19 protein-coding genes are annotated in these 26518 nt (G+C 42.8%); 10 read left to right on the top strand and 9 right to left on the bottom strand.

Features of this window, described 5'->3' with window-relative positions; translation table 11 throughout:
• Positions 1-173: 173 nt before the first annotated feature.
• The 6 genes from BMW86_RS02690 to BMW86_RS02665 are packed head-to-tail and all read right to left on the bottom strand — an operon-like array spanning position 174 to position 9820.
• Positions 174-2408, bottom strand: a complete 2235-nt coding sequence (locus tag BMW86_RS02690; protein ID WP_177189133.1) for a DUF4838 domain-containing protein — start codon at positions 2406-2408, stop codon at positions 174-176.
• 11 nt (positions 2409-2419) lie between these two features.
• Positions 2420-5284 carry a tetratricopeptide repeat protein gene (locus tag BMW86_RS02685; protein ID WP_089778712.1) on the bottom strand — a complete coding sequence of 955 codons (2865 nt, stop codon included), beginning with the start codon at positions 5282-5284 and terminating at the stop codon, positions 2420-2422.
• 6 nt (positions 5285-5290) lie between these two features.
• On the bottom strand, positions 5291-6787 hold the full coding sequence (locus tag BMW86_RS02680; protein ID WP_089778711.1) for a glycosyltransferase family 2 protein: 1497 nt from the start codon (positions 6785-6787) through the stop codon (positions 5291-5293).
• 25 nt (positions 6788-6812) lie between these two features.
• A complete protein-coding gene (locus BMW86_RS02675) occupies positions 6813-8255 on the bottom strand; it encodes a glycosyltransferase family 2 protein (protein WP_089778710.1) in 1443 nt (480 codons plus the stop codon).
• A gap of 7 nt (positions 8256-8262) precedes the next feature.
• Complete coding sequence (locus BMW86_RS02670; protein ID WP_089778708.1) at positions 8263-9390, bottom strand: HEAT repeat domain-containing protein; 1128 nt, start codon at positions 9388-9390, stop codon at positions 8263-8265.
• Between the two features lie 49 nt (positions 9391-9439).
• Positions 9440-9820 (bottom strand): response regulator, encoded by a 381-nt coding sequence (locus BMW86_RS02665; RefSeq protein WP_089778706.1) that lies wholly within the window; start codon positions 9818-9820, stop codon positions 9440-9442.
• A 379-nt stretch (positions 9821-10199) separates the two neighbouring features.
• Here BMW86_RS02665 and BMW86_RS02660 point away from each other — a divergent pair, with 379 nt between their 5' ends.
• Genes BMW86_RS02660 through BMW86_RS02635 form a run of 6 tightly spaced genes read left to right on the top strand, consistent with a single transcriptional unit; the run spans position 10200 to position 17119 of the window.
• Positions 10200-13580 (top strand): hybrid sensor histidine kinase/response regulator, encoded by a 3381-nt coding sequence (locus tag BMW86_RS02660; RefSeq protein WP_089778704.1) that lies wholly within the window; start codon positions 10200-10202, stop codon positions 13578-13580.
• Positions 13581-13589: 9 nt separating this feature from the next.
• Complete coding sequence (locus BMW86_RS02655) at positions 13590-14408, top strand: CheR family methyltransferase (RefSeq protein WP_089778702.1); 819 nt, start codon at positions 13590-13592, stop codon at positions 14406-14408.
• On the top strand, positions 14405-14965 hold the full coding sequence (locus BMW86_RS02650; protein ID WP_089778700.1) for a chemotaxis protein CheB: 561 nt from the start codon (positions 14405-14407) through the stop codon (positions 14963-14965). The genes BMW86_RS02655 and BMW86_RS02650 overlap by 4 nt, the downstream gene beginning before the upstream one ends.
• A 41-nt stretch (positions 14966-15006) precedes the next feature.
• The gene (locus tag BMW86_RS02645) at positions 15007-16098 is read left to right on the top strand and encodes a sensor histidine kinase (RefSeq protein ID WP_177189132.1); all 1092 of its coding nucleotides are present in this window, start codon (positions 15007-15009) and stop codon (positions 16096-16098) included.
• Positions 16099-16114: 16 nt separating this feature from the next.
• A complete protein-coding gene (locus BMW86_RS02640; protein WP_218149103.1) occupies positions 16115-16903 on the top strand; it encodes a GDSL-type esterase/lipase family protein in 789 nt (262 codons plus the stop codon).
• Positions 16904-16930: 27 nt separating this feature from the next.
• Complete coding sequence (locus BMW86_RS02635; RefSeq protein ID WP_089778698.1) at positions 16931-17119, top strand: hypothetical protein; 189 nt, start codon at positions 16931-16933, stop codon at positions 17117-17119.
• 113 nt (positions 17120-17232) lie between these two features.
• Here BMW86_RS02635 and BMW86_RS02630 read toward each other — a convergent pair whose 3' ends face one another.
• The 3 genes from BMW86_RS02630 to BMW86_RS02620 all read right to left on the bottom strand — a co-directional run bounded on the left by BMW86_RS02630 (position 17233) and on the right by BMW86_RS02620 (position 20137).
• Entirely contained in the window at positions 17233-18306 is a 1074-nt protein-coding gene (locus BMW86_RS02630; protein ID WP_177189131.1) for a FecR family protein, read from the bottom strand.
• A 78-nt stretch (positions 18307-18384) separates the two neighbouring features.
• Positions 18385-18933 carry a sigma-70 family RNA polymerase sigma factor gene (locus BMW86_RS02625; protein ID WP_089778694.1) on the bottom strand — a complete coding sequence of 183 codons (549 nt, stop codon included), beginning with the start codon at positions 18931-18933 and terminating at the stop codon, positions 18385-18387.
• A gap of 295 nt (positions 18934-19228) precedes the next feature.
• Entirely contained in the window at positions 19229-20137 is a 909-nt protein-coding gene (locus BMW86_RS02620) for a helix-turn-helix domain-containing protein (RefSeq protein WP_089778692.1), read from the bottom strand.
• A 178-nt stretch (positions 20138-20315) separates the two neighbouring features.
• Here BMW86_RS02620 and BMW86_RS02615 point away from each other — a divergent pair, with 178 nt between their 5' ends.
• From BMW86_RS02615 to BMW86_RS02600, 4 genes are all read left to right on the top strand, one after another.
• Entirely contained in the window at positions 20316-21587 is a 1272-nt protein-coding gene (locus tag BMW86_RS02615) for a Gfo/Idh/MocA family oxidoreductase (protein ID WP_089778690.1), read from the top strand.
• A 3-nt stretch (positions 21588-21590) separates the two neighbouring features.
• Positions 21591-22889 carry a HEAT repeat domain-containing protein gene (locus BMW86_RS02610; protein WP_089778688.1) on the top strand — a complete coding sequence of 433 codons (1299 nt, stop codon included), beginning with the start codon at positions 21591-21593 and terminating at the stop codon, positions 22887-22889.
• Between the two features lie 167 nt (positions 22890-23056).
• On the top strand, positions 23057-23464 hold the full coding sequence (locus tag BMW86_RS02605) for a hypothetical protein (protein WP_143056461.1): 408 nt from the start codon (positions 23057-23059) through the stop codon (positions 23462-23464).
• 158 nt (positions 23465-23622) lie between these two features.
• Positions 23623-26250, top strand: coding sequence for a glycoside hydrolase family 2 protein (locus BMW86_RS02600; protein WP_255372831.1), 2628 nt, complete (start codon positions 23623-23625; stop codon positions 26248-26250).
• Positions 26251-26518: the final 268 nt, after the last annotated feature.

Genomic DNA, 26518 nt, shown 5'->3' with positions numbered 1-26518 from the left:
TGTTTGTAGCAAAAATCTATCTTCTACATAATAGACTCCGTTAGGAGTCCCCTAATATTCGCTTTTAGGGGACTCCTAACGGAGTCTGTGTTTTGTTGTTTAATGTGTTTGCTACAAACACGGGGCTCCTAACGGAGCCTTTTGCCTGTCTGCTAATACTTTTGAGACGTATTTTATAACACAAACACTTCATCACAACATACCGAAGCCTTTTTCCCAGGCCCTGCGGCCCTCCATGAAGGCATATCCGTCAAACATTTGCCAGTTACACGAATATAACGTGTACCCACCCCCGGTAGCTGAAAATGAAAGTTATTGATCTTAACATCATAATCCTCCCCGGCCAGAGCAGACACCTGCTGAGAAGAAACTGATTTAAAATTCACCCCATCATCAGAGGTCTCAATTATAATATCAGAAGGATTAAAAATATAATGCCTTGGGTCCTGTAAGAAATTCATCTGCACCTCTTTCACAGTTTTCACCTTTCCTAAATCTATAGTAGCTACAAGATCTTTTCCATAGATAAATAACCAGTTAGTACTAAAATCTTTATCCCCCTGCAAGCCATCTGTCAACGTCTTTTCTTTCTTGGCAGGATACTCTTCTGAATAAGGATTTGCCAGTTTCACCGGTGCCTGAAACGCCAGGCTGTTAATCCATTTACGGCTGAAGATAACATTCCATTCCTGCTGATAAGCATCCGGGGAAAGCCCGCCTTCCGACAATTCTTTCACCCCTGCATCCTTACATTGTGCTACAAACTTTTGTACCCTTACAGGCCATCTCGGATTTACTATATAGGTACCATTTTCAGGAATCAGATATCCATACTTTTCAGCACCAAAGAAACGCGACTGCTGCAATACCGTATACTCAAGCGGTAATCTCGCATTATACACCCGTGTTAATAAAGTCTTATTTCCATCTACTGCTTTCTCCGCTTTATCAAGTAACAAAGAGTATTGATCGATTGCCTCAGCAGATAAATAATCCTTAAAATTATTCACAGGATTACCGTAAATATCCAGGGGGGCTTTAGTATTATGGAGATTTGTAGTTAATGCCTGCATATATTGAGCCATAAACGTACCCGCCTTTCCGTAATACCCATCCAAAAAATCAGTAGTAATATCAGCCGCAGGGTTCCACAATAGTTTCGCCTGTACATAAGTATTGAAAAATTCCATATCACCATATGTCTCCCCGCTACCCTGGGAGAAAACCCCCTTCACCTTTTTAGAAAGAAGATATTGCAGATTAGGTTGTAAATTATTATAATCAGGAAATGGTGCCAGGTAATTGGTAAACTGTGTAGTATAATCCCAAAGGAAAAGATTTCCGGTGATAGCGCCCCAGGCTTCCAGGTTCTTTCTGAAAGCCGCAGCAGACGGAGTAGTGCTTAAAGGGTCCTGCCGGTAAGCATCAATGCTACTCAGCATAATATACACGTTGTCGGAAGGCTTTGTATGTAAGGGTGGTTTCGCGGTATTCAGATACGCTAACGTAGTAAAAGATTGCGAAGGAAATTTCGCTGCCACACGGTTCACAAAACGAATCAGTGAACCAGATGGTCCACCTTCTTCTTTATTGATTTTACTACACTGGTCACAGGTACAAAATCCACCACCATCTTCAGCAGCAATAGACCAGTATAACGCATCAGGATTATCCGCTATCGCCTTCCGGAAGTAATCAACGGTGATATTAAACACCTGCTCATTACTCAGGCAAAGTTGTGTAGCCTGGCGCTGCCCGTTCACCAGTGCATAATATTCGGGATGCGTAGAAAAATATGTTTTAGGTGGAATCAGTTTAAAGAAAGAATGCCCCCATAATCCCCAGAGGTCTTCAAAACGATGCAGCTTATGCCATTCCAGGTATTCATTATCAAAAGCAGGAGGGTAGTAGGTTTCCCTGTAGATAAAAGCAGGTTCCTGTTTATCCATCAGCTGTTGCTGAATATGAAGATTGGTACTGTGAGGCACAAGAGCAGGTGCATCCGCATACATTCTGCAACCGAAATACGTTTCCAGTAAAGTATATACACCGTATAAAACACCTTTACCACCACCGCCTTTTATATACAGATGCTGATTATCAGTAGCAATGAAAAAACTCTCATTTTTGAGCTTGCCGGTATTGAACTTTTCAGCATGCCCGGTATTACCAATGAATATAGCTGGTTGTAAAGTAAGTGCGGTTTCATTAATGATTTTAAAAGACGCGCCGGAGAGTCTTTTCAGGTAATCCTGTAATTTATTAGCCGCATTGATTTCAGTTTTGGAAGCACCTTCAGGTAAAACAATCACATACCTGGTAGTCCCGTTTACTACAAGATTGAGATCTCCTGAAGGAGAATGACAATTCGTAAGCAGGGTCATGAACAATAATAAACAATGCATCATCCGGAACATATTTAAAATTTACGCTGAAGCATAATGTAGATGTCATATTGATTCTGGTAAGTAGAAGTAGAGATCTTCTGATTGATCCAGGTACCAAAAAGCCCCACTGTAGTACGGTATTTAAACGTTTTCTGATAACCTGCACCTACACTGCGGGTCAATAACCCTGCCAGTTGCGGGAACTGGATCAACCTGCTTCTGTCGTCCGGAGAAGTACCCAGTCCTGCTGTAAAGGACAGGTAATCCTGCTGACGGTTCATATAATAGCGGGTAGTGAGATTAAAGGAAGTATAAGACTTTGGAGACTGACTGATATAATAAGCCCTGAAATTCACCCAGAAGTCTTTCCATGTTTTAGCAATGGATGCCACACCGGAAACACTGGTGGAACTGTCTGCATTCAGATAACGTATACCTAACTCACCCTCAATATTATGTTTGAAAGTTTTGAAGATAGAGTATGCAAGACGCATTTTAGCAAAAGCCACTTCATTGGAATAAGTAGCCAGTGCATAAGAGTATAACTTAGGATTGTGGATATAATACAATTCCGCTTCCCCCTGTAATCCCGTTCCCTGGGCACGACCCGCATAATTCAACCTCGCAGCATAAGAACCCCGCTTTATAAAGTGACGGTATTCCAGCGTCGCAATATTGTACTTGCCTTCTGTATAATCATAACTGGAATGCAGGTAATACATTCCAAACTGGTCTTTCATGATCTTACTATGCAGGTAATCCGCATAATCTGCATTTGCAGGCGTATTATGGACCAGTACAACAGAGTCCGCAGTAACTGCCGCCGGGCCATACATCTTCAGAAATTCAAGCGTTGTAGCGCGTTTCTGCAAGAAGATTTCATCGGTTGGATAATACCGTAACCCCTGGTTGGAATATAATAAAGCGCTATCATACTCTTTTTTGGTATTCAGGGTATTGATGGTATACAGCAAAGCCATAGAGTCTTTCCTGTTGATAGCCAGTATCTGTTTAAAAGTTGTCAGTGCGCTGTCCAGGGAATTATTCTTCATAGCAGCATTACCCGATGCCAGCAGTCCCTCTGTATAAGCGGTCCTGTATTTGATCGTAAAAGGATAACGCTGCATCATCTGATAAGTAATCACATTTGCTTCATCATACCGTTTCATCTCCGTCAGCACACTGGCTTTTTTCAGCAGCAGATCTTTATTATCCGGGTAGTACTGTAATGCCTGGTCCGCATAGAGAAGGGCACTGTCTGGCTGTCCGACAGCCATCTCAAGATTAATCAGATAGTTAAGCGCATCGAGGTTATTGGGAGATTGCGCTATTACTTCCCTGAACTGCCCTGCCGCTAAATCATACTCCTCTGATTTCAAAAGAATACGGCCCGCAGTCAGACGCAAATCGACAAGGTCGGCAGAGAACTTCTGATCTGAAGGGTGTTTACTCAACAGCTGTTCCACAATCTCCGCCGCCTCATCGTACTGCCCCATATCTGCCAGCACACTGGATTTCTTAATTAAGAAGCGCACATTATCAGGGTTAGAAGCGATTGCTTTATCCAGTACCTGCAACGCACGTACAGGATCTTTCTGACTGATATAGGTATTCGCCATCATATCCAGGGCAGTGGTATCAGAAGGATCAGCCTGTAAGGCTTTCTCAAATTCTGCCAGTGCAAGATCGTATTGCTGCTGTGCTAAATAATCACGCCCACTGGCTATTTTCAACGCTGTAAAATGACTGCGCATATCTGCAGAAGAATTACCAAGGCGCAGCTTTTCCGCCAGCGCGGCTGCTTCTGTAAACTTACGGTCGCTTTCCAGTACGTCCATCTTTAATCCTAACAAACGCTGATCATTCGGAGAAGTTTTCAGCCCCCTGTTAATCCAGGCTAGCGCCTCACGATAAGCCCCACGGGACATGCTCATACCTATCACCTTATCCAATGCTTCCCTGTTACCCGGGTTCTTCTCTAATATCCCCTGGTATAACAGGTAAGGGTCTACGTTCGCATACCAGGCAGCGGCTTCCATGCGCAGCGATGTTTCCATGCCACGCGCTTTCCCGTCATTCGGATAACGTTTCAATATCACCTGCAACATGTTCAGCGCTTCCGCATAATCATGAGTATCCTGCAATAATCCCAGTTTACGCATCATCAGGTCATAGGAACCTGGATTAGCTGCCAGCTCTGCATTCACCTGCTCAATAGCCCTTGTATAACTACCACTACGGATATACATGCCTGTGATTGCATCCTTGGCTTCCCTGTTCTCAGGATTCAGCATCAGTGCCTTCTCATAGTTCTGCTGTGCAAGAAGACTGTTTCCTCTTGCCTGGTAGTAGTGTCCTGCCAGCAGGAAGTGACCGGTATATGCTTTCTGAACAGTCGTGTCACCTGAATTTTTTTCCAGTAAAGCATTTGCATATACTCCACCCTGGTAGAAATTCTGTGCCACATCCAATACTGCCAGTTTTTTCAGCATCAGGTCTCTGTCGCCCGCAAAATGATAAAGGGCTTCATCTACATAACACTCCGCTTCTTCATATCTCTTATCACTGATTTCAATATTGATAGCATACAGGTAAGCATCCTTGTATAAAGGATCTTTTTCCAGTACTTTCTTTACATATTTCCTGGCCAGTTCATAATTACCTGTTAACAGGTACAATCTGCCCAGCAGCAGTTCCTGGTCTGTAAAATTGGATCTTTTTGCCAGTGCCTGTTGAGATAACTGTATCGCTTTCTGATAATGCTGCTGTTTGGTTTCCTGTACAGCTTCATTATACAGCTCATCTGCATCCTTCTCTTTTTTGAATAGCTGTGCCTGCGTCTGTAACGACAAACAAAGCACTGCACCGAAAAGCATATATTTAAAAACGGACATCATACTAACTTAAATGTTTGCAGGTTTCTTTTTACCAAATCCCTGGCGCTGCATATTTCCCCAGCTATGTTTTTTACCGATCATAAAGAAATAATAACCACGAAGGGCAAAGAACACAATGAGAGGATGATATACAAAAGGTTCTATAAAGGCCATTAATGCTAATCCTATCACCTCCTTCCAGGTTTTATAATACTGATAGGTCTTCTGGTCCCACAGTACTGCCAGTGTGGTAATCATGATAGAATACAGATACACGAACAGCAATAAGATGAGCGCATAATGCCAGTTGATATTACCTGTAATAATGAGATAGATATAATAGAGAATACCTGTAAATTCAATGATAGGGGCCAGGAACTCAAAGAACAGGTTATAAGGTAATACAATCAGCCCTAACTTTCTGTAATGAGGATTGAAGATTACTTTTCTGTGTATAGTAATGATCTCGGCCAGTCCGCGGCCCCAGCGGGTACGCTGACGGCTGAAGACCTTCATATTGGGTGGCCCTTCTGTCCAGCACTGTGTAGTAGGAATATACCGGATGGCGTACTTCAGTTTGTTATCGATCATATAGGTGCACATGCGTGTCACCATATCCATGTCTTCTGCAAAGGATTTACTATCGTACCCACCGGCTTTAATCGCAATCTCCTTATCAAACAACCCTAACCCACCGGACACATTCGGTACGCAGTTGATCACGCTCCAGCCTACTTTTCCCAATACATATGCACGCAGGTATTCCATCTCCTGGAAACGTGGCAGCCACTTTTCAGGAGGGCGTACACGCGTAATCACGCCTTCATCAATTTCGCAGGAGTTGGCAATACGCAGGGTAGCTCCTGTGGCAATAACACGTATACTGTCTTCTACCATATGCACGTAACCGCATTCCGGGCAGGGTTCGCCTATTTCTTTGATCTTTTTATGCTCTTCATCCATGAAGGGCTTGATCATGCGTAACAATGTATCTTTCTCAATGATACAGTCCACGTCCGTACACAGGAAGTAATCATGGGCTGCGGCATTAATCCCTGCGTTAGATGCATCCGCCTTACTCTTCCCATTTATTTTATCTATCACTACCAGTTTGTCGTATGCACTGTTGGTAGATTTGAACAATCTTTTTACCGGCTGAGATTTAATACGTTCGTTATAGGCAAAATCCACCTGTACCAGTTCAAACTCATCTATCAACTTCTGTAACGTTTCATCTGTACTCCCATCATTCACAATGATCACTTCAAAACGTGGGTAGTTTAACGTTAGCAGTGAGCGTACATTGGAGATGATGGTTACAGCCTCATTGAATGCCGGGGCAATGATGGATATACCTGGTGCCAGCGGAGACTGTAACAGTTTGTTATAGTCCACATAACTGTTCTTCCGCTGGAATTTAATAATCCCACGCAGAGACAGTACTGCCAGCAACGCATACATGAACAGCATGGTACAGCCATACACGAATACGAAGCCTTCATAAAAATTCTTAAACAGTTCCAATATCTCAGTTCTTTATATTGTTATTCTATTTTGCTGCAGCAGTCTTGAATCCGCGTCGCTGCATATTCCCCCAGGTACTTTTCTTACCTGTGAGGAAGTAAAAATATCCTCTCAGTGCAAATATGACTATCAAAGGATGATATAAGAAAAACTCCATGAAAGGAGTCATGCAGAGATAAGCCACTTCCCGTCCTGTTTTGTAATACCTGAACGTCAGCTGATCCCACAATATGGCTAGTGTGGTGATCATCACGGAATAGGTATATACAAAGAGTAACAGTATGATAGCAGTAGGCCAGTTAATAAGTCCCAGGCAGGTCATTACAATATAGTAGATGATACCAGTGAACTCTATAACCGGCGCCAGTAATTCAAAGAAGAAATTATAAGGAAAGATGATCAGCCCCATTCTTCCGTAGCGCGGGTTCATGAACATGTTGAAGTGAGCGGTCATCAGCTGAGCCAGACCTCTGGACCAGCGGGTACGCTGACGGTTAAATACTTTAACAGTTACAGGTGCTTCTGTCCAGCATAATGTTTTAGGAATATAACGGATGGCGTAATTGATCTTGTTATCATAGGAATAACGGCACATTCTCGTCATCAGTTCCATATCTTCACCAAAGGAGCTATGATCATATCCACCGCTGCGGATGGCCACTTCTTTATCAAATAGGCCTAATCCGCCGGATACATTAGGGACACAGTTCAGCAGGCTCCAGCCCATCTTTCCCAACACAAATGCCCTGATGTATTCTACTTCCTGGAACCGGGCCAGCAATTCTTTTGGTGGGCGCATACGCGTCATTACACCTTCATCAAATTCACAGGAATTGGCAATACGTAGTGTAGCGCCTGTAGCAATTACTCTTTTATTCTCTTCCTGCATAACTGGTTTTATCAGTTCCAGCAGTGTGTTTTTATCAAGAATACAATCCACGTCCGTACATACAAAGTAATTGTATGCGGCAGCATTGATAGCTGCATTAGATGCATCAGCCTTACTCTTCCCATTCACTTTATCAATGATCATCAATTTAGCATAGGCCTGGTTGGTAGATTTATAGATCCCTCTTACAGGTTGTGTCTGTATCTTGGCATTATAGGCAAAGTCTACCTTTATCAGCTCAAATTCATTGATCATCTGTTCCAGGCTGTTATCCGTGCTGCCATCATTTACAATGATGATTTCAAATTTTGGGTAATTCAGCGTTAGCAATGAACGTACATTGGAGATGATGGTCATTCCTTCATTGAACGCAGGAGCCAGTACTGTAATGCCTGGTGCAAGGGGAGAGCCGAGCAGTGTTACATCCTGCTTAAAGTTATCTTTTTTGGCATAAGCTCTTACAGAGATCATGGAGAACACTGCCAGCAAAGCATAAGTAACAAGCAACACTGATCCATACACGAAAACCGTGTTTTCATAAATCCTTGCAAGGGTATCCCAGATACTAGTACTTTCCATCTCCCGACTAAAATTTTATTAATGGATTCATGCAGTGTTTCAGGATCAGTTTATTTTCCAGGGTAGCTGTATCTATCAACTCCTGTATCAGCCCCTTGGCAGCCCAGGCATTTCTGATCAGAGATTTAGCTGCATGTTTGCGTACTTCAAAATCGGTGGAGTGCAGGAATTCCTGTCTCAGGAAATCCACATGTTTACCACTGCTGATCCGGCCTAATGCCTTGAGTATTTCCAGGCGGCAGTTTAATGGCTGACTGTTATACATATGGATCAGCTTCTCCTGTACCTCTTCTATTTTCAGTTTGCCAAGGCAGTTGATGGCATCAGCACGCAGGTAATGATCTTTTGTGTCCAGCAGTTTTACAACTGCATGTACTGCGCTCAGCTGATTATAATGTACTACCAGCTTCAGGCAAAAGGATACGATCGTTTTATTGGAAGAGTAGGTAATCCACTGTGCAAAGTTGGGAATAGCGATATGCTCAGTAGTAGAAATGATTTTAAACAGTTCAACCTGATCCCACAGCAACAGTGGTTCTGTTACGACATCAAAGAATTTGAAGGGTTCATTTTTACTCAGTTTGATATACGCATGCCTGGCAGCAGCCCGTAATTCACGGTTATTGCTGTTGGTCAGTGGCAGAATGGTTACGTCTGCTATAGACATATTCATATTGGTGAGTTCAGCCAGTGCCTGTACTTTTTTATCCCATTTATGGGACTTCATTTTCTTCAGGGAATCTTTATCCAGGTTCAGCTGAATATATAAATTACGCAGTTGCTCACCCATGGAACCACGTACGTTATTGCGGTAATGGATCAGGCGGTCGATCAGTGCTTCACGGGCCCAGCGGTGTTCAAAAACAGGAAGACGGAACACTTCTATTGGCAGCTGTACCTGTTCGGCAGGTGTATCACTGAACAATTCGTCATTCAGCAGAATGTGTTCCATCAGCAGATTATCGATTACCGGGTGCAGACTGGCCAGTTTCTTTTCGCGCCGGTAAGCCTTGTATCTTCCCCGGAGTATAGACAGGTAGGCAAGGATGGTGCAGGTTATAGCAACAACAATAAATATGAAAGCTATCTGTATGCTTAGTGGAGCATACCTGAATTCATAAAAGCTAAATTCCATAATAGGATTGGTCAATTAGTCGTCAATAAGCAGGAAACCGTGTATTCCATTACTTGTTATATTGCATCAGTAATCTCTTTACTCTGATGAGCAGTTCTCCCGGAATAACAGGTTTTTTCAGGAAGTCATCGGCTCCCAGTTTAAATCCTTCAAGGATCATAGCCTCGTTCCCTGCATTAGAAACAATAATTACCGGAATTGGTTTACCCTCTTTCCTGTTTTTTACTTTGCTCAGTATTTCAAAGCCATTGGCATATGGCATCATAATATCAGTAATAATCAGGTCGTAATTGTAGTTGGTGTCTTCCAGGCGTTGGAAGGCTTCCTTCCCATTGGTCACATGTTCAATCTGATAGTCTTCTTTATGCAAGATTCTTTCCACAATTTTTGGCATCACTTCATCATCTTCTACTAGCAGAATTTTACTCATAAATTGGCTTTAATTGGTGGTATATGGTTTAATATTATTGTGCTCATGTGAGGCAGTTATATTTTTCATTGTCCTAATGGTTCAACTATATACTTACTATAAATCAGTCAATTGGGATTTACTGAAAATGAAAAAATACAGAAAATTATCACATTACAAATCTTTATAAATCATTTATTACAAGCAATGCATCTCTTATGTTTAATAACAGTTGTTGTTACATCTAAGTTACCATTCACAATCCATATAAAGCCATATTACGTGTATTTATATACGTTCATATAAATCGGATAGGATTTCGTTAAGTGTTGATACACAACAGATAGTCGAGCAATTTTAAACCTTATATTTGTTACTGCTTATTGTCAACTGTTCGTATATGGGAATTCTTTTAAAAAAACGTTTATACATAGGTTTTGGAGTGGCACTTTTTCTGGTACTTGCCGGAAGTATCATTTCATTTGTCGCTTTCAATAATCAGAGAACTCAGGCGAAACTGGTAGAGCATTCCTATGAGGTCATTACACTCACGCAACGGATCAGCCGTAACGTATATGACATTGAATCTGCGGGTCTTGCATACAGGAGTACCCATCATCCAAAATTACTGGAGCCTTATTTTCAGTCGAATTCCAAGATCATGCCGGCAGTATATGATCTTAAAAAGCTGGTGGCAGATAACCGGCCACAGACATTAAGAGCTACAAGAGTAGAGAATAACCTGATCTCTCTTCTTAACTTCTGGCAGGCATTATATGCCGGAAAGGATACCAGTTACCTGTTTAATCATGCATTGGATATAACACTCACGGAAAGGAAATTCCTTGATTCTGTGCATATCAGCCTTACAACCGTTATTGCGGAAGAGCGGACGCTGCTGGTAAACCGGAATCAAAACAATGATACTTATGTAGAACATGCCGTTACAGCAATCGTTGCAAACACTGTATTAATTTTGCTGATAGCCATTACCCTGATGATCGTGTCTTTTCAGGAAGCCAGAAACAGGGTAAAAGCACAAAAGGAATTAGCTGATAAGTTCGATGAAGTTGTTAATCTCAATGATACAGCCAACAGGAATAACTGGTTACTGACAGGAGCAAGCAGGGTTAATGAGAGTTTGCAGGGAGAACATGACATCAATCTGCTGGCTGCAAGGTGTTTGCACGCACTGGTAGGATACCTGGAAATTCCTGCTGCTGCCTTTTACAATTTTGATAAAGGTACGAACCTGTTAAGGTTGTCTGCCGGTGTTGCATTGCCAAACTCGGTAAAACAGCAGTATGCTTTACGGGAAGGCATAACAGGTCAGGCAGCTACAAAAAAAGAACTGAGCATCATAAAAAATGTACCCACTACCTACTGGCATATAGAAACAGCTACCGGCAATACATTACCAGGTACCATTATCTGTATCCCCCTGTGGCTGGAAAATGAACTGACAGGGGTAATAGAGCTGGCCGTATTTGGAGAAGCGCCTGCCGGGATGGTGGAGCTATTAGGGAATACATCTACGGCGATCGCTGTTGCGCTGACAGCCGCCGCTGCCAGGACCAGGATCATGGACCTGCTGGAACGGGTGCAGGAACAAAAGGAAACGCTGGAAACACAGCAGGAAGAATTGCGGCAGTCAAACGAAGAACTGACCCGTCAATCCGAAATATTACAGGCTTCAGAAGAAGAGCTAAGGGTACAGGAAGAAGAAATGAGACAGGTAAATGATGAGATGAAAGTACAGAACACGGCACTGGAACTTACCCGTGAACAGCTCTCCATGAAAGCGGAAGAGCTGGAGCAGAGCAGTAAGTACAAGTCAGAGTTCCTGGCAAACATGTCTCACGAATTACGTACACCACTCAACAGTGTATTGATCCTGGCCAAGCTGCTGGAAGAAAATAAAGACTATAACCTCACCAATAAACAAATAGAGTATGCCGGTGTTATTCATAAATCCGGCTCAGATTTACTCAAACTGATCAATGATATCCTGGACCTGTCCAAGATAGAAGCGGGTAAGGTAGAGATGAATATTGAAGAAGTACCGGTAAAGTCGATCGTGATGGATCTGGAACAACTCTTCCATGTAGTAGCCGAAGAAAAGAGAATACAATTTATTACGTCGATCGCAAAAGGTGTACCTGAAACTATTCCTACAGACAGGCAACGACTGGAACAGGTGATTCGCAATCTCTTATCCAATGCATTCAAATTCACACCCAGGGAAGGGACCATCAAACTGCACTGGGAAGTAAAAGCGGACGGTCTGCATATTTCCGTATCAGATACCGGCACCGGTATCGCTTCGGATAAGAAACAACTCATCTTTGAGGCATTCCGGCAGGCAGATGGTTCTACCAACCGCAAGTACGGCGGCACCGGCCTTGGGCTGTCTATCAGTAAAGAACTGATGAAAAGACTGGGAGGGGAAATCCGGCTGGAAAGCAGCGAAGGAGAGGGTAGTACATTCACCATAGTGATGCATACAGGTATACCGCTAACACCTTCCAGAGAAACAATCACCGAACCCATTATTCCGGAGCAATTCTCTGATACAGATCAGAAGGTGGAAGACGATCGTGACCAGTTTTCCAAACAGGATAAGCTGATCCTCATCATAGAAGATGATATCAACTTTGCCGCTATTTTAAGGGACTTTGCCCGCGAGAAAGGATATAAAACCATTGTGGCATTAAATGGTAACGACGGTCTGTTTTTTGCCCGTAAATACCTGCCCGCTGCTATCCTGCTGGACATGAATCTGCCGCTGATAGATGGGATGAGCATTCTCAAGATATTAAAGAATAACGACGAGCTTAAACAGATCCTCGTACATGTGATTTCTGCCGGCGGTATCTCATTACAGGTAAGGGACAAGATACAGGGTTATACACAAAAGCCTTTGCAGATGGCAGACCTGGAATCTGTATTCTCAGGTATCAGTCAGCAGTTACAGGCCATGTTTAAAAAAGTACTGGTAGTATCTGATGGGGTACTGTTGCATCACCCTTCTTTACAGTCACTCAGTGATGAAAGACAGATGCAGACACAATACCATCGCGTTACTACCATTGAAGAAGCCGAAACAGAACTGAAAGAGAAAAATTATGATGGTATCATTTTAGATGTAAGCACAGATATGAGAGCGGGTATTGTGAGGCTGGGCCGTCTGAGACACCTGGTAGATAAAAGCAAACCTATCATCGTATACCTGGACCATGATATTTCAGAAGCAGATGAATTACTGTTGAAAAGAGATGCGGCCGCCATTGTGCGTAATTCAACTTTCTCTACAGACAGGCTGATGGATGAACTGGAATTGTTCCTCTATAAACTGAAAGAAACAAACACTTCATTCAAATCTGAAAACTACTCTTTAACAGAAAAGAAACTGGACGGAAGGAAAGTGTTGCTGGCAGATGATGATATGAGGAATGTATTTTCATTAAGCGCATTGCTGGCAGAACATGGCATGGATGTGGTAACAGCTGCTGACGGGAAAGAAGCGCTGGCAAGACTGGATGAAAACCCGGATGTAAGTATTGTACTGATGGATATTATGATGCCGGAAATGGATGGTTATGAGGCCATGCGGCAAATACGTATGAACAGCCGTTTTCGTGAGTTGCCGGTCATTGCTTTAACAGCAAAAGCTATGGCAGGAGATCGTGAAAAATGTATTGCCGCAGGGGCATCAGATTATATTGCAAAACCAATAGACAGTAGTAAACTGCTTTCCCTGATGCGTGTGTGGATGGTATAACAAGCAATTATGAAGGAAGATATTTCAGCGGTAGATTTTCTGGACATTATTAATATTGTAAAGCTTCAATATGGTTATGATTTTACCGGTTATGTCCAGGCATCACTGAAACGTCGTATCCTGCGCTTTATGAGCAGGGCTAATATTTCTACGGTCTTTGATCTCAAGCACCGGCTGGTAAATGACAGTGAACTATTTACACGTATGGTGCAGTATATTACAGTGAATGTAACTGAAATGTTCCGCGACCCACGGTTCTACCGTACGCTAAGAGAAGAAGTGTTGCCTAAACTGGCGGCATACCCAAATATAAAAATATGGCATGCAGGCTGTTCTACCGGTGAAGAAGTTTTTTCGATGGCCATTCTGTTACAGGAAGCCGGACTGTTAAGCAGAACAAAGTTATACGCCAGTGATCTGAACCCGATGAACCTGGAAAGGGCAGCAACAGGCATTATCCCATTGGATAATATGAAAGATTATACGTATAATTATATACAATCTGGTGGACTGGCAGACTTTTCTAACTATTATACTGCCAGGTATGATAATGTACTTATTAAAAAGGAGCTGAGAAAACATATAAATTTCTTTCAGCACAACCTGGTGACAGATACCGTATTTAATGAATTTCAACTGATCTGTTGCAGGAACGTTTTTATATATTTCAACAGGGAACTGCAGAATCATGTGCTGCAGTTATTCCATGATAGTCTTTCGCCCCGCGGATATCTGGCAATGGGTATCAGGGAATCGATGCGGTTTGCGGACATCCATAAGCAATACGAAACAGTACACGGTCAGGAAAAAATATACCGTCGTAAATGAAAGGGGCATACGATATTATTACAATAGGAGGGTCTGCAGGAAGCTTATCTGTATTAACAGGGCTCCTGGATGCCCTTCCTGACAATATGAGTATGCCTGTAGTAATAGTGTTACATCGTCTCAGGAATGTAGAAAGTGAAATGGGAAGATTATTATCGGCCACTAAAGATATCAGGGAACCGGAAGATAAAGAGCCTGTAAAAGATCATCATTTCTACCTGGCTCCTCAAAACTACCACCTGATGATAGAGGCCGATAAAACATTCATGCTGGATTATTCAGAGCTGGTCAATTACAGTCGTCCTGCTATCGATATGACATTCAGCAGTGTAGCAGATGTGTATGGTAACCGGGCGTTGTGCATCCTGCTCAGTGGCGCCAATAAAGACGGTGCAGAGGGGTTGTGTGAAGTGATAGCTGCCGGAGGCACCGGCATCGTGCAGGACCCTCATACGGCTGCATTTGAGGTAATGCCACAGTCTGCTATAGACCTGTGCAGAGATGTAAAAGTTTTAACGATTGAAGAAATAATAAAATTTATAATTTTTGAAACGTAAGTCGAATTTATATCGTAAGTATTAATTAATGAGCCATTAAGATGAGCATAACTAAAAAATTTACCATCCTCCTGGTAGATGACCGAATGGAAAACCTCCTGTCGCTGGAGCATATGCTGATAGCGGAAAACAGGGCTTTTATACAGGCTACTTCAGGGAATGAGGCTTTAAAGCAGGTATTAAAGAATGAGGATATAGGGTTGATCATGCTGGATGTGCAGATGCCTGATATGGACGGTTTTGAAGTAGCGCGGCTGTTAAAGGCCAATCCGAAAACCAGGGATATCTCTATCATTTTCGTAACAGCGATCAACAAAGATGAATCTTATGTATTAAAAGGTTTTGAGAAAGGGGGAGTGGATTATCTTTCTAAGCCATTGGATATCAATGTTACACGTGCCAAAGTAGATGTATTTGAACGATTGTATTTTTATCAGAGCGAATTAAGACAGGCATTAAAAGATAAAGAACAGGTGAATGGCCAGCTGGAACGCTTTATGCACGTAGTGGCACATGACCTGAAATCGCCTCTTTCAGGGATTACCGGACTTTTATTACTGATGAAAGAAGAAGAGGAGATCAAGAATTCGCCCTTCCTGCTGGAATATGCGGATATGGCGGTGGATGCTACTTCCCGCCTGGCAGATATGATTACGGCCATCCTGGATTATAGCCGGGAACATCAGTTCAATCCCCGTGAGGAAGATGTGGATGTAAATGAATTGCTGAAAGAATTGATGAAGATGCTGTTCCCTCCGCCTCATGTAGAGATCCTGATAGGAGATGGGTTCCCTACTATCCATACCAGCAAACAAAAGCTGCTGCAGGTATTCCAGAACCTGATAACAAATGCGATCAAGTATAACGATAAAGAGAGAGCTGAAATAGTAATAGGAGCAAATGAAAATGAAGATTTCTATGATTTTTACGTAAAGGATAACGGCCCCGGTATTGAAGAGAAAGATAATGAGCGCATTTTCCGGTTATTCGAAAAAGTGGATAATGGAGATGCTAAGGGCACAGGGGTGGGCCTGAATATTCTGAAGTTACTGGTAGAAACACAGGGAGGAAAAGTGTGGGTGGAGTCAACACCAGGTAAGGGGAGTTGTTTCTACTTCCAGTGGAGAAGGTAATAATCCGTTCTAGAATATGAAGACCTATGTACAACTACAACTGGCAGGTTTATTCCTGTTTATGCTTTCTATTGGCCAGTTCCCACTGATGGCCCAGAAAATTGCCACTAACGTCAACATCGTTTTTATTGGCAACAGTATCACTCACGGTGCAACTTTAAGTGATCCGGAATCACAGGCACCACCGGTAATAGCCGGGGCCTGGATGGAAAAGCAGTCAGGCATTGGTAAGGTAACTATTTCAAACCAGGGCGTTAGTGGCGCTACCTCTGTGGATTTCCTGCCTTCTACCGCTACCTATTATGCTAAAGTAGCTGCTGCCGCCAGAAAGTTTATGTCCGATGAAACGGCCACGATGGTTTTCTCTATTATCCTGGGTACCAACGACAGTGCTACACAGGGTCCTAATGGCTCTCCCGTATCTCCTGAAGATTACCGCAGGAATCTTGAAGCAATTGCTGGTAAATTACTTACAGACTATCCCAGGTGTAAGATCATCTTTCATTACCCTACCTGGTACAGCCCTAATACCTATAACAGCTCCATTTACCTGCAGGCAGGGCTGGACAGGCTACAGACCTACTTCCCACAGATCGATGCCCTGGTTGGCAACTTGAAAAAAATCTATCCCGGACAAGTAACTGTTGGTGATAAACAGGCTTTTTCGTACTTTAAAAAACATTTCCAAACCGACTTACAGGCAGAGGAAGGCTGGCAGGGCGTTTTCTACCTTCATCCCAACAAGCAGGGAGCTGCTGCGCTGGGTGAGTTCTGGGGAAAAGCCATTTATAAGGCAGTCAGGTAGAACCTAAACCAATAAAATAACAGAGAGATGTTTTTCGATACTAAAGCAGAAAATCAATCTTCGGAGGAGCAGATAGTACATACTGGTTCGGGCGGTGCATTTGAAGGCACAGAAAGACCGGCAAAGGAGATGGATAGGGAAGAGAGTGATGAACACCTTGATGAAAGGCTGGAGAATGATGATGCTAATAAAAGGAAACGTCCTCCTGCTTATTAAGCAGTGATACGGACAGTGTAGAAAAAAAGAAACCGGCACTAAAGGAATAAAGCGCCGGTATTTCATTTTGCATTGTTCGTAAACGAAGATTAAATCTCTTTATATCATTGCTGCTATCTGATATGTATAGTATTCTCTTTATAATAATAATCTGTGTTGCAGATTTTCTTTAGCATATCCAGTACTGTTGCGATGTCGTCCGATCTCATAATATGCCCTGTAACTACTTTATCAGCTACAGCAGGACTATCAAATACTATCTGCACATCATACCATCTTTCCAGCACCGGCATAATCTCTTTTAACTGACTGTGCCTGAATATATATTGATCATTCCGCCAGGCCAGCTCACTTTCTTCATCAAAGGAATATATATCCGTTCCCTTACTACTAACATGTGCGGCATAACCCGGTTTAAGTAACACCTCATTTACTTTAACAGCTCCCTGTACCAGCGACACCGTTACTTTCCCTGAATCATAACTGTTTACATTAAAGGATGTGCCCAGTACCTGTATCGTTGTATGCTGCGTATGTACAATAAATGGTAATGCTGCATTACCTGCTACTTCTATAAAGGCTTCTCCTATAATGGTGATCTCCCTTTTTCCTCCGGAAAAGCTAAAAGGAAACCGTAGTTTACTGCCACTGTTCATGTGCACTTTTGTACCATCTTCCAGTTTCACATGATAGTCTTTTCCCGCAGGTACTACAATCGTTGCCGTGGTATTGGTTACTTTCCTGGCTGTATATACAAACGTATTGTTTGTACTCTTCAGTATAACCGTGCCGTTTTCAGCAAGTTGCTCACCGTTTCCTTCAGAAAGACTGATCTGTTCTCCACCTGTCAGTTGCAGTTGTATCTGCTTGGTAACATCGTGTTTTACAGCTAAATTCCCAACCTTGTTGTCTTTGAGGATAAGGAATAAACACGTACTTATCCCAATGCCTGCTACTGCTATAAATATTCTCACTACACGTTTTCCTCTTTTCAACCGGCGGACTTCTGTTTTTACCTCTGCTATGATATTGTCAGTATCAAATTTCTGTAATGCACTTTTATCCTGAGCAGTTGCAAAGTCCGATTGGATCTCTTTCCACAACGCATATACTTCGGGCTCACTCTCTATCAACGAGTTAATGTATCCCTCTTCAGATTCTGTGATTGAATCAGTAAGTTTTAACATTAACAGCTGATAGATTCTATCTCTTTGAATATCCATTTCAATAAGTAGTGACAAAAAGAATCAAAACCATTTAGTGGATTATTGTATTTTTTTTAATTTTTCCTTTAATCTTTTACAGGCAGTGTAAATATGCACGTTTACAGTATTTACGGAGATACCCATGTTGGCTGCAACTTCCTTTCTTTTTTTACCTTCAATAAAAACCTGCGTAAAGATATTGGACGATTGTATGGGTAATGTCTTGATGGCTGCGGCTATACTCTGTTGTAACTCCCTGTTCTCTAAGCTGCTTTCTGTTTTTGTACAATCTTCCTGAAAGAACGACCAGGCTGCTGCCTTATGTTCCTCCGCGTTTTTGTTTTTAATGTACCGGTAGCATTTATAACGAATAGATTGGAACAGGTAGGACAATATTGTTGATTCTACATTCTTCAATGAGCGTTTTTCCCAGATCTCTATCAATAATTCCTGTACTATATCTTTGGCTTCCTGCTGATCCTGCAAATGACGGAATGCTTCGGCCCATAAGACCTTTGCATACTGCCTGAATATGTTTTCGTACGTAACTTCATCATCTGCAGGCCGATACCCTTCCTGCGGATCGTTCGTATTCGCATGACGACGCATTATAATACCCCCTTTACGATTTACGGTTTAATGCTGTTCTACCCTCTAAAATCAATTTATATTATTGTTAAGACGGGGCAAAACTACTAAAGACATTATGTTTTTAACAAATTAACTTAAATAATAAGTTGTTAACGATTTGTAAATATAGTGAGGACTCCTTAGCGATACAGAGTGCTAAAGTATTACAAATGTTTATTTTAGCAAGATTTTTTTATGCTGACAAACAAAAATAAATTTGTTGAAACAATAAGGAGTACTGAGTATATATACGATAAAAAGTAAGTAGTTCGATTCACGATCCTATCCTTACTTCCTTAGGAGAACAGGCATAATGCTTCCGGAATTCCCGGTTAAAACTGGATACATTCGTATAGCCGACCTCTGTTGCGATCATAGTAATATCATTATCTGAGTGTTGTAACATTTTTAATGCCTTTTGCATCCTTTGTTCCTGTAAATAAGCCTGTACTGAAGAATTAAGATACTTTTTAAAGTCCTGTTTCAACTTGGATTCACTGATATAATAAATGCCCGCCAGTTGGGAAAGAGAAATAGGCTTATGCAGATTATCGTTGATATAGGTTTGGATGTTAGTAATCAATTCATGATGGGGATTGTTCATAATCATATTTTTAGGGGACGTTTGTAAAGGGATGATGGCAGTTATGATCAGTTCTGTAATCTGTGTATATAACTTTAATTGCTGAATACCATCGGTTACCGGCGTTTGCCTTATCTGGGCAATCAGCTTCATTAACTTCCTGTTAGACACACCAGCCGGATGATCATTTCCTTTTTTATGAATAAAAGGAGAATCCGGTAACAACTCCTGTAACAGGGCAGGAGAAATATCGAACTGCATAAACTCATTAACACCGGGGGCCAGCAATAGTTTATGATGTCCTGCATTGATCCTGATCAGGTTATACCCTCCTTTATCCAGGGTACTTGTTCCTGTACTGATCCTTCCCTGTAGTGTAACCTGTAAGGTAATGGACTTGTTTTTGTGATAATGACTGATCTCCGTTTCCTTTTCTGCAATATTAACAATGCTGCAAACGCGGCATCCCGGAATAGTGGTAACCTGTTCTATACGTGAAAAAGAAGGAGATGTCCTCAGCATAGGCTTTGAAAAAGGGTAGATATAACGTTGATACTGCTCAGGTATCTTTACCATTTGTGGTAACAGTATTGATGGCATAGTTGTGTTTTAACGGTTACGTGGTATATTTCGGTTAACGTGTAGTCCTTAGTTAGGGTAGGTCCATAACAAACTTATTTTGGTTGTCCGTAGAACGAATATACCAATAAAAACTGCAAAATCCTTTCAGTATACACTTGCGAAATGATTTTCATATCTTGTACTTTTCAGACTAACCATGGAGCAGAAAAAGAATCATTCCAGGCGCACATTTATCAGGAATACGGTGGGTGCGGTCGCCGCCTTTACCATCGTGCCCAGGCATGTACTGGGCCGGGGATACCTGGCTCCCAGCGATCAGCTGACAAAGGCCGTGATAGGAACAGGAGAGATGGGCCGGAATCATTTCGCCTACGGGGGTACCCGTGTAGTGGCTATTTGCGACGTAGACCGTGGCCATTTGCAACAGGCCAAGGAAATGCTACCCGGCGGGGTTAAAACTTTTGATGATTACCGGGAAGTGATACAGCTGCCGGAAGTAGATATTGTACATATTGCTACTCCGCCTCACTGGCATGGCCTGATCTCGGCCCATGCCGCTGCTGCCGGCAAGGATATCTGGTGTGAAAAGCCCATGACCCGCACTATTGGCGAAGGTAAAAGGGTGATAGAAGCTGTGCAACAGTATGGCCGTATCTTCCGGTTGAATACCTGGTTCCGTTTCGAAGATAATTTCTATGGATTAAATACACCCGTAAAACCTGTGAAGAAACTGGTAAACAGTGGGTTATTGGGATGGCCGTTAAAAGTGACCGTAGGTAAAACCACCGGGTTCGACTGGAAATTCAACTGGGTTGGCAAAACCAACCTGCCTGTTATGCGGGTGCCTGCGGAGCTTAATTACGACCGCTGGCTGGGACCTGCTCCATATAAACCTTATCATCCGCATCGTGTTCACCAGACCTTCCGGGGTTACTGGGATTATGATGGCGGTGGACTGGGGGATATGGGTCAGCATTATCTCGATCCTGTACAATACATTCTTGGTAAAGACAATACCAGTCCGGTTTCTGTGGAAATAGACGCCCCGCAGCAGCATCCGGATGCAGTAGGTACCTGGAGAAGGATTACTTATACTTATCAGGATGGTTGTCAGATTATATTAGATGGAGAAGGCACTGATGAAAAAGCGGCTTACATTGAAGGCCCGCTGGGTAAGCTCTACCCCGGGTTTAAATCAGATATTCCTGACCTGGAAAAGAAACTGGCTATCTATCCGGAACCGCTGCTACAGGTAACAGATTTTACAGAAGCTGTAAAATTGCGTAAACAGTTTGCTCTTAATGAAATGAACGGGCATCGCTCCTGTACGTTGGTGAACATGGCGAAAATAGCTTTACAACTGGGACGCTCTCTGCAATTTGATCCTGTAAAACAGGTATTCTTATATGATGATGGAGCGAATGAATTGATAGACCCGCCAATGAGGGCACCCTGGAACTTATATTAAAACATGAAAAAGATATTACTGATCATATTGACTTGTACCGGTTTGTTTGCACAGGCGCAAACACTGCCAGCTACAACGCAGCAAACACTACCTGCTACTGGTCTGGAAGCAAAAATTCTGACGCTCACAGCCGGGTTAAAACCGGTAGGGCAGGGGGACAATACCAGTTTACAGTATACCCTTTCAGGTTATGCACATATAGTTACCGATGCAAATAAAGAAGAGGAACGTAAAATTGTTTCCCGCGCCTTTTGCAAGGCATTACCAATAGTTAAAGACCCGGAAAATAAAGCCTTCATTATCTCATTATTGCAAATCTGCGGAGACAACAAATCTGTACCTGCACTTAAAGTATACTTAAACAGTAAACGCCTCTGTGATCCTGCCACAAGAGCTTTGGTACAAATCAACAGTCCCGATGCTAAAGTGGCTTTACTGGCAGCATTAAAAAAAGCTGCTGTGAGTAATAACCAGATCAGTTTAATAGCAGCCATAGGGGAAGTCCATTACCTTGGTGCTTTAGATGAAATCACTGCGTTTACTGCCTCAAAAGATCCGCTGATAAAAAGAACAGCGTTACTGGCGCTGGCTAATATAGGTGATGAAGATAGTGAGCCAATCCTGGCAGCTGCTGCAGAAAAGAGCCATTATAATACTGACAGCACACAAGCTGTCGCTGCCTATATCCTCTATATAAAAAGACTGGCACTGAACTGGCCCATAGGGCCAGCCGTAGCGGCTTCGGAGAAGCTGCTGAAGAAAAGCCATTCGCCATACGTTCGTAGTGCAGCGTTAGAACTGCTCGTACAAACCCGCAGTAAGGATGCAATATTCATCCTGATGAGTGCTGTGGATGATACTGTACCGCAATACCGTGCTGCTGCTTTCCAGCTGGCAGGCAGAAACATCACTGGTGATAATGCAGAACAGTGGGTGCGTAAAGCAGAACTTTCAGAAGGAGCGGTGAAGGCAGGGGTGATAACTATGTTAGGCGCCAGCAAACAAACCGCAGGCTCCCGCCTGATCAAAAACTCTCTTTCCGATAAGGACCCGCGTGTGAAGTTAGCAGCTATCAACGCAGTAGGAGCTTTGGGTACCGGAGAGATGGTACCTGCACTACTGAATACGATGAAAACAGCGGATACGTTATCTGTTACTGCTATCCGGGACGTACTGCTCACCATCAGAGGCTTGGACGTAGTCAGCAGAATCATGGCGTCATTGCCGTTCCAGCCACCCCTGGCACAAACTGCTTTAAAAGAAGTCTTAGCGATCAGAAATCCAACAAATAAAACAGACTGACTCTCTGATAAAACAAACTTATCTAACCATCTATAACCTGTTAAAACCACTAAACCATTCAAACCCGGCCTTCCGGGTCACGGGATAATCATGGCATTCATTTTGATATTTATAGAATGTTTAACATGAATCACACTATATTCTATAACTCTCAATAAGTTCTCATTATGAAGTCATTTCTGCTCCTGCCACTGTTGCTAATGGGCGTATTATTTTCCAGCTGTAAGAAAGAAACAATAGTTCAACAGGTAGTAGTACCTAACCGTACGATTACCACTACGATTCCTGCCAGCGCATGGAAAATAGACAACACTAAACACACTTATTATGTGACGATCAACATGCCTGAAATAGATGACCGCGTATACCAGACCAACGGGGTACTCGTATACTTCTCTTTCGATGGTAAAATCTACGAAGCTATCCCGGATGTATTGGACGGTACTACACTGGAAGTAACACATTCCGTAGGCTCCATTTCAATAGATATACAGGGTGCAGACGGTAGCCAGGTAAATCCTCCCAACGAAGATATATTCGTGAAGATAGTGCTGGTGGAATCAGACCCCGCATAAATCATATAAATACAGATAAGGGGTATAAGTGACGATTCACTTATACCCCTTTTTTTATGTAATTTACCGCTCCATCTTTGATTTTGACTTTTCAACATATACTTTTGTCTCTCATCAGTGAACAAGGCAACAGGTCTGCCTATAAATTTTATGTATCTATGGTTCGGAGAATGCTGAAGATTACTTTCTTCCTGTTATTACCTTTTTTAGAATTAGCTGCTCAAAGTCAGTATGAACTGAACAGCGGATGGGAATGTAACAACATTTCCGGTGTCACTGTAAAAGGAGAGGCCCTCTCAGTGCCTTCCTACAAGCTCACCGGCTGGTTACCTGCTACCGTACCCGGTACGGTGCTAACTACACTGCTCAACAACAAGCTGGTGCCTGATCCGTTTTATGGTATGAACAACATGCGCATACCCGATATCTATCATATCGGACGCGATCATTATACCTACTGGTTCGTAAAAGACTTCACAGAAGCACCACCCGCGGCAGACGGCCAGGTATGGCTGCATTTCAGAGGGGTGAACGACGGCTGTGATATCTTCCTGAACGGTCACCGCTTAAATGCCACCACCCACTTCGGTACTTACCTGCGCTTCTCTTATAACATTACACAATGGCTGGCTAAAGACGGTCACAACCGACTGGCTGTCATCGTATATCCTTCTGCTACCCTGGGTGATCCCAATGGCGGACAGGGCGGCGATGGTACCATCGCTAAAAACGTTGGCCCTCAATACACCGCCGGCTGGGACTGGATTCAGCCTATGCGCGACCGTAACACCGGTATCTGGGATAAAGTGACCATCGAAAAAACAGGCGCTGTGCGGATCAAAAACCCGCATATCGTGACTAAAGTCCCTGGCGTAAGACTGCCGGATACAAAAGTGCAGGCTCCTGCTACCATCCTGGTTTCTACAGAACTGGAAAACGCTACCGCTAAAAGCATTGCCGGTACAGTTAGTTATAAACTGGCGGGTAACACCATCAGCAAAAAAGTAACTATTGCCCCTCATGCTACTGTAGAAGTACAGCTGCCAGACCTGGAACTGAAACAACCAGCTCTGTGGTGGCCTGCAGGTTATGGTCCGCAGAACTTATACCAGCTGCAGTTATCTTTCAATACTACTAAAGCAGAAGATACCGAAGACGTGGAATTTGGTGTACGTGAAATCCAGACCTACTGGAACACGCATACCAACAGCCGCGAAGTAGCCGTAAACGGGCAAAAAATCTTTATCAAAGGTGGTAACTGGATCACTTCAGATGCTATGTTCCGCTTCAGCAAAGAACGTTACGATGCGGAAATCCGCTTTCACAGAGATATGAACCTGAACCTCATCCGCATCTGGGGTGGTAGCTTAACAGAAAGACCAGAGTTCTACGAAGCCTGCGATAAATATGGCCTGCTGGTATTCCAGGACTTCTGGATGTCCGGCGACTGTAACGGCCGTTGGGTAGATCCTATGAAAAAGGAAAACCAGTGGACAAGACGTCAGTATCCTGATGATCACAGCCTGTTCATTACTTCCGTAATAGATCAGGTGAAGATGTTACGCAACTACGCATCACTGGCCTTCTGGTGTGGCGGTAATGAAATCACTCCTCCGGAAGATATCCTGTCCGTCATGAGAGATTCCATCATCCCTAAACTGGACGGTACCCGTTTCTTCTTCCATTATTCCAATACGGACAGCATGTCTTACAACTCCCTGGGTGGTAACGGCGATGGTCCTTATAATATACAGCCGCTCTCCGTTTTCTGGAACGAACGTACTTTCCCCTTCAACTCTGAAGTAGGTTCCGTAGGGGTAGGTGATTACGAATCACTGGAACGCTTTATGCCTAAAGAAAACATGATAGCTCCTGTGAATACACCTAATGGGGTGGATTCTGTATGGGATTACCATAAGTATATCCCTTACTTCGACCACCTGGACCCATACGGCAAACCAAAAGATGTAAGGGACTTCGCCAACAAGGCGCAGCTGGTAAACTACGACCAGTATCGTGGCCTGATGGAAGGCTTCAGCGCTCATATGTGGGACTGGTACACCGGTGTAATTATCTGGAAAACCCAGAACCCATGGACAGCCCTGCGCGGACAGATGTATGACTATTATCTGGACCCTAACGCCTGCCTCTATGGTCTGCATAACGGTAGTGCTCCCCTGCATGCTATGTGTAACCCTACAGATGGCACTATCTACTCAGTAAACAACACCTTTAAATATTATACTGATGTAATGCTGGAACTGAAAGCCTATAATATGGCCGGTAAAGACAGCCTGATTACCCAGGTATTTACAGAGATCAGCCCTAAAACAGTACAGAAATACCTGTCTGTGAAATCAGCAATAGAAGGACTGGGCAGCAAAGAAGGAATGTTCCTGTCTGTAAGATTAAGAGATAAGAACCAACAGGTTATATCCGATAATCTGTACTGGTTCCCGGATGCAAAGGGCAATTACTCCGGTTTGCAGAAGATGGAAGCGGCTAAGGTGCAGATCACTGCTCACAAGGCAGGTGCAGATAGTATCGCTATGAAAATCAGTAACCCGGCGAACGGACCGGTAGCCTTCTTTAACCGCGTATCTCTTGTGGATGCCAAGACAAAGAAGCGTATCCTCCCCGTATTCTATAATGATAACTATGTATCAGTATTACCCGGAGAAGAAAAGATCGTGACTATCAGCGGTGATATGGTAGGCAAAAGTGGAAACGCTGCTGTTTCTGTATATGGTTGGAATGTACCCGAGCAATATATCAATATAAAATAATACAAAACGTACGTAATACTCAGCAGCCATAAGAAAATTCTTATGGCTGTTTTTTTATCTGTCAGTTTTACCCCAAAAAAACATTTCTACTTCCATTTTTGAGTACTTCCGGCAGGAAATTTATTGTTAATTAATTTTTTATTTGATTCTGTAACTATCTATACAACAATTGATTAATCGTTTTTATCAAACGAAGGTTGTACTACTACGAGTAAGATATTTTATTGTAAAAAATCATAATAAATAAACTATTTGCTATATTTATAGT

This window comes from Chitinophaga sp. YR573 (assembly GCF_900110995.1).
GTDB lineage: Bacteria > Bacteroidota > Bacteroidia > Chitinophagales > Chitinophagaceae > Chitinophaga.
The sequence above is the reverse complement of the archived record's forward strand: the minus strand, read 5'-3'. Positions and strand labels throughout refer to the sequence as shown.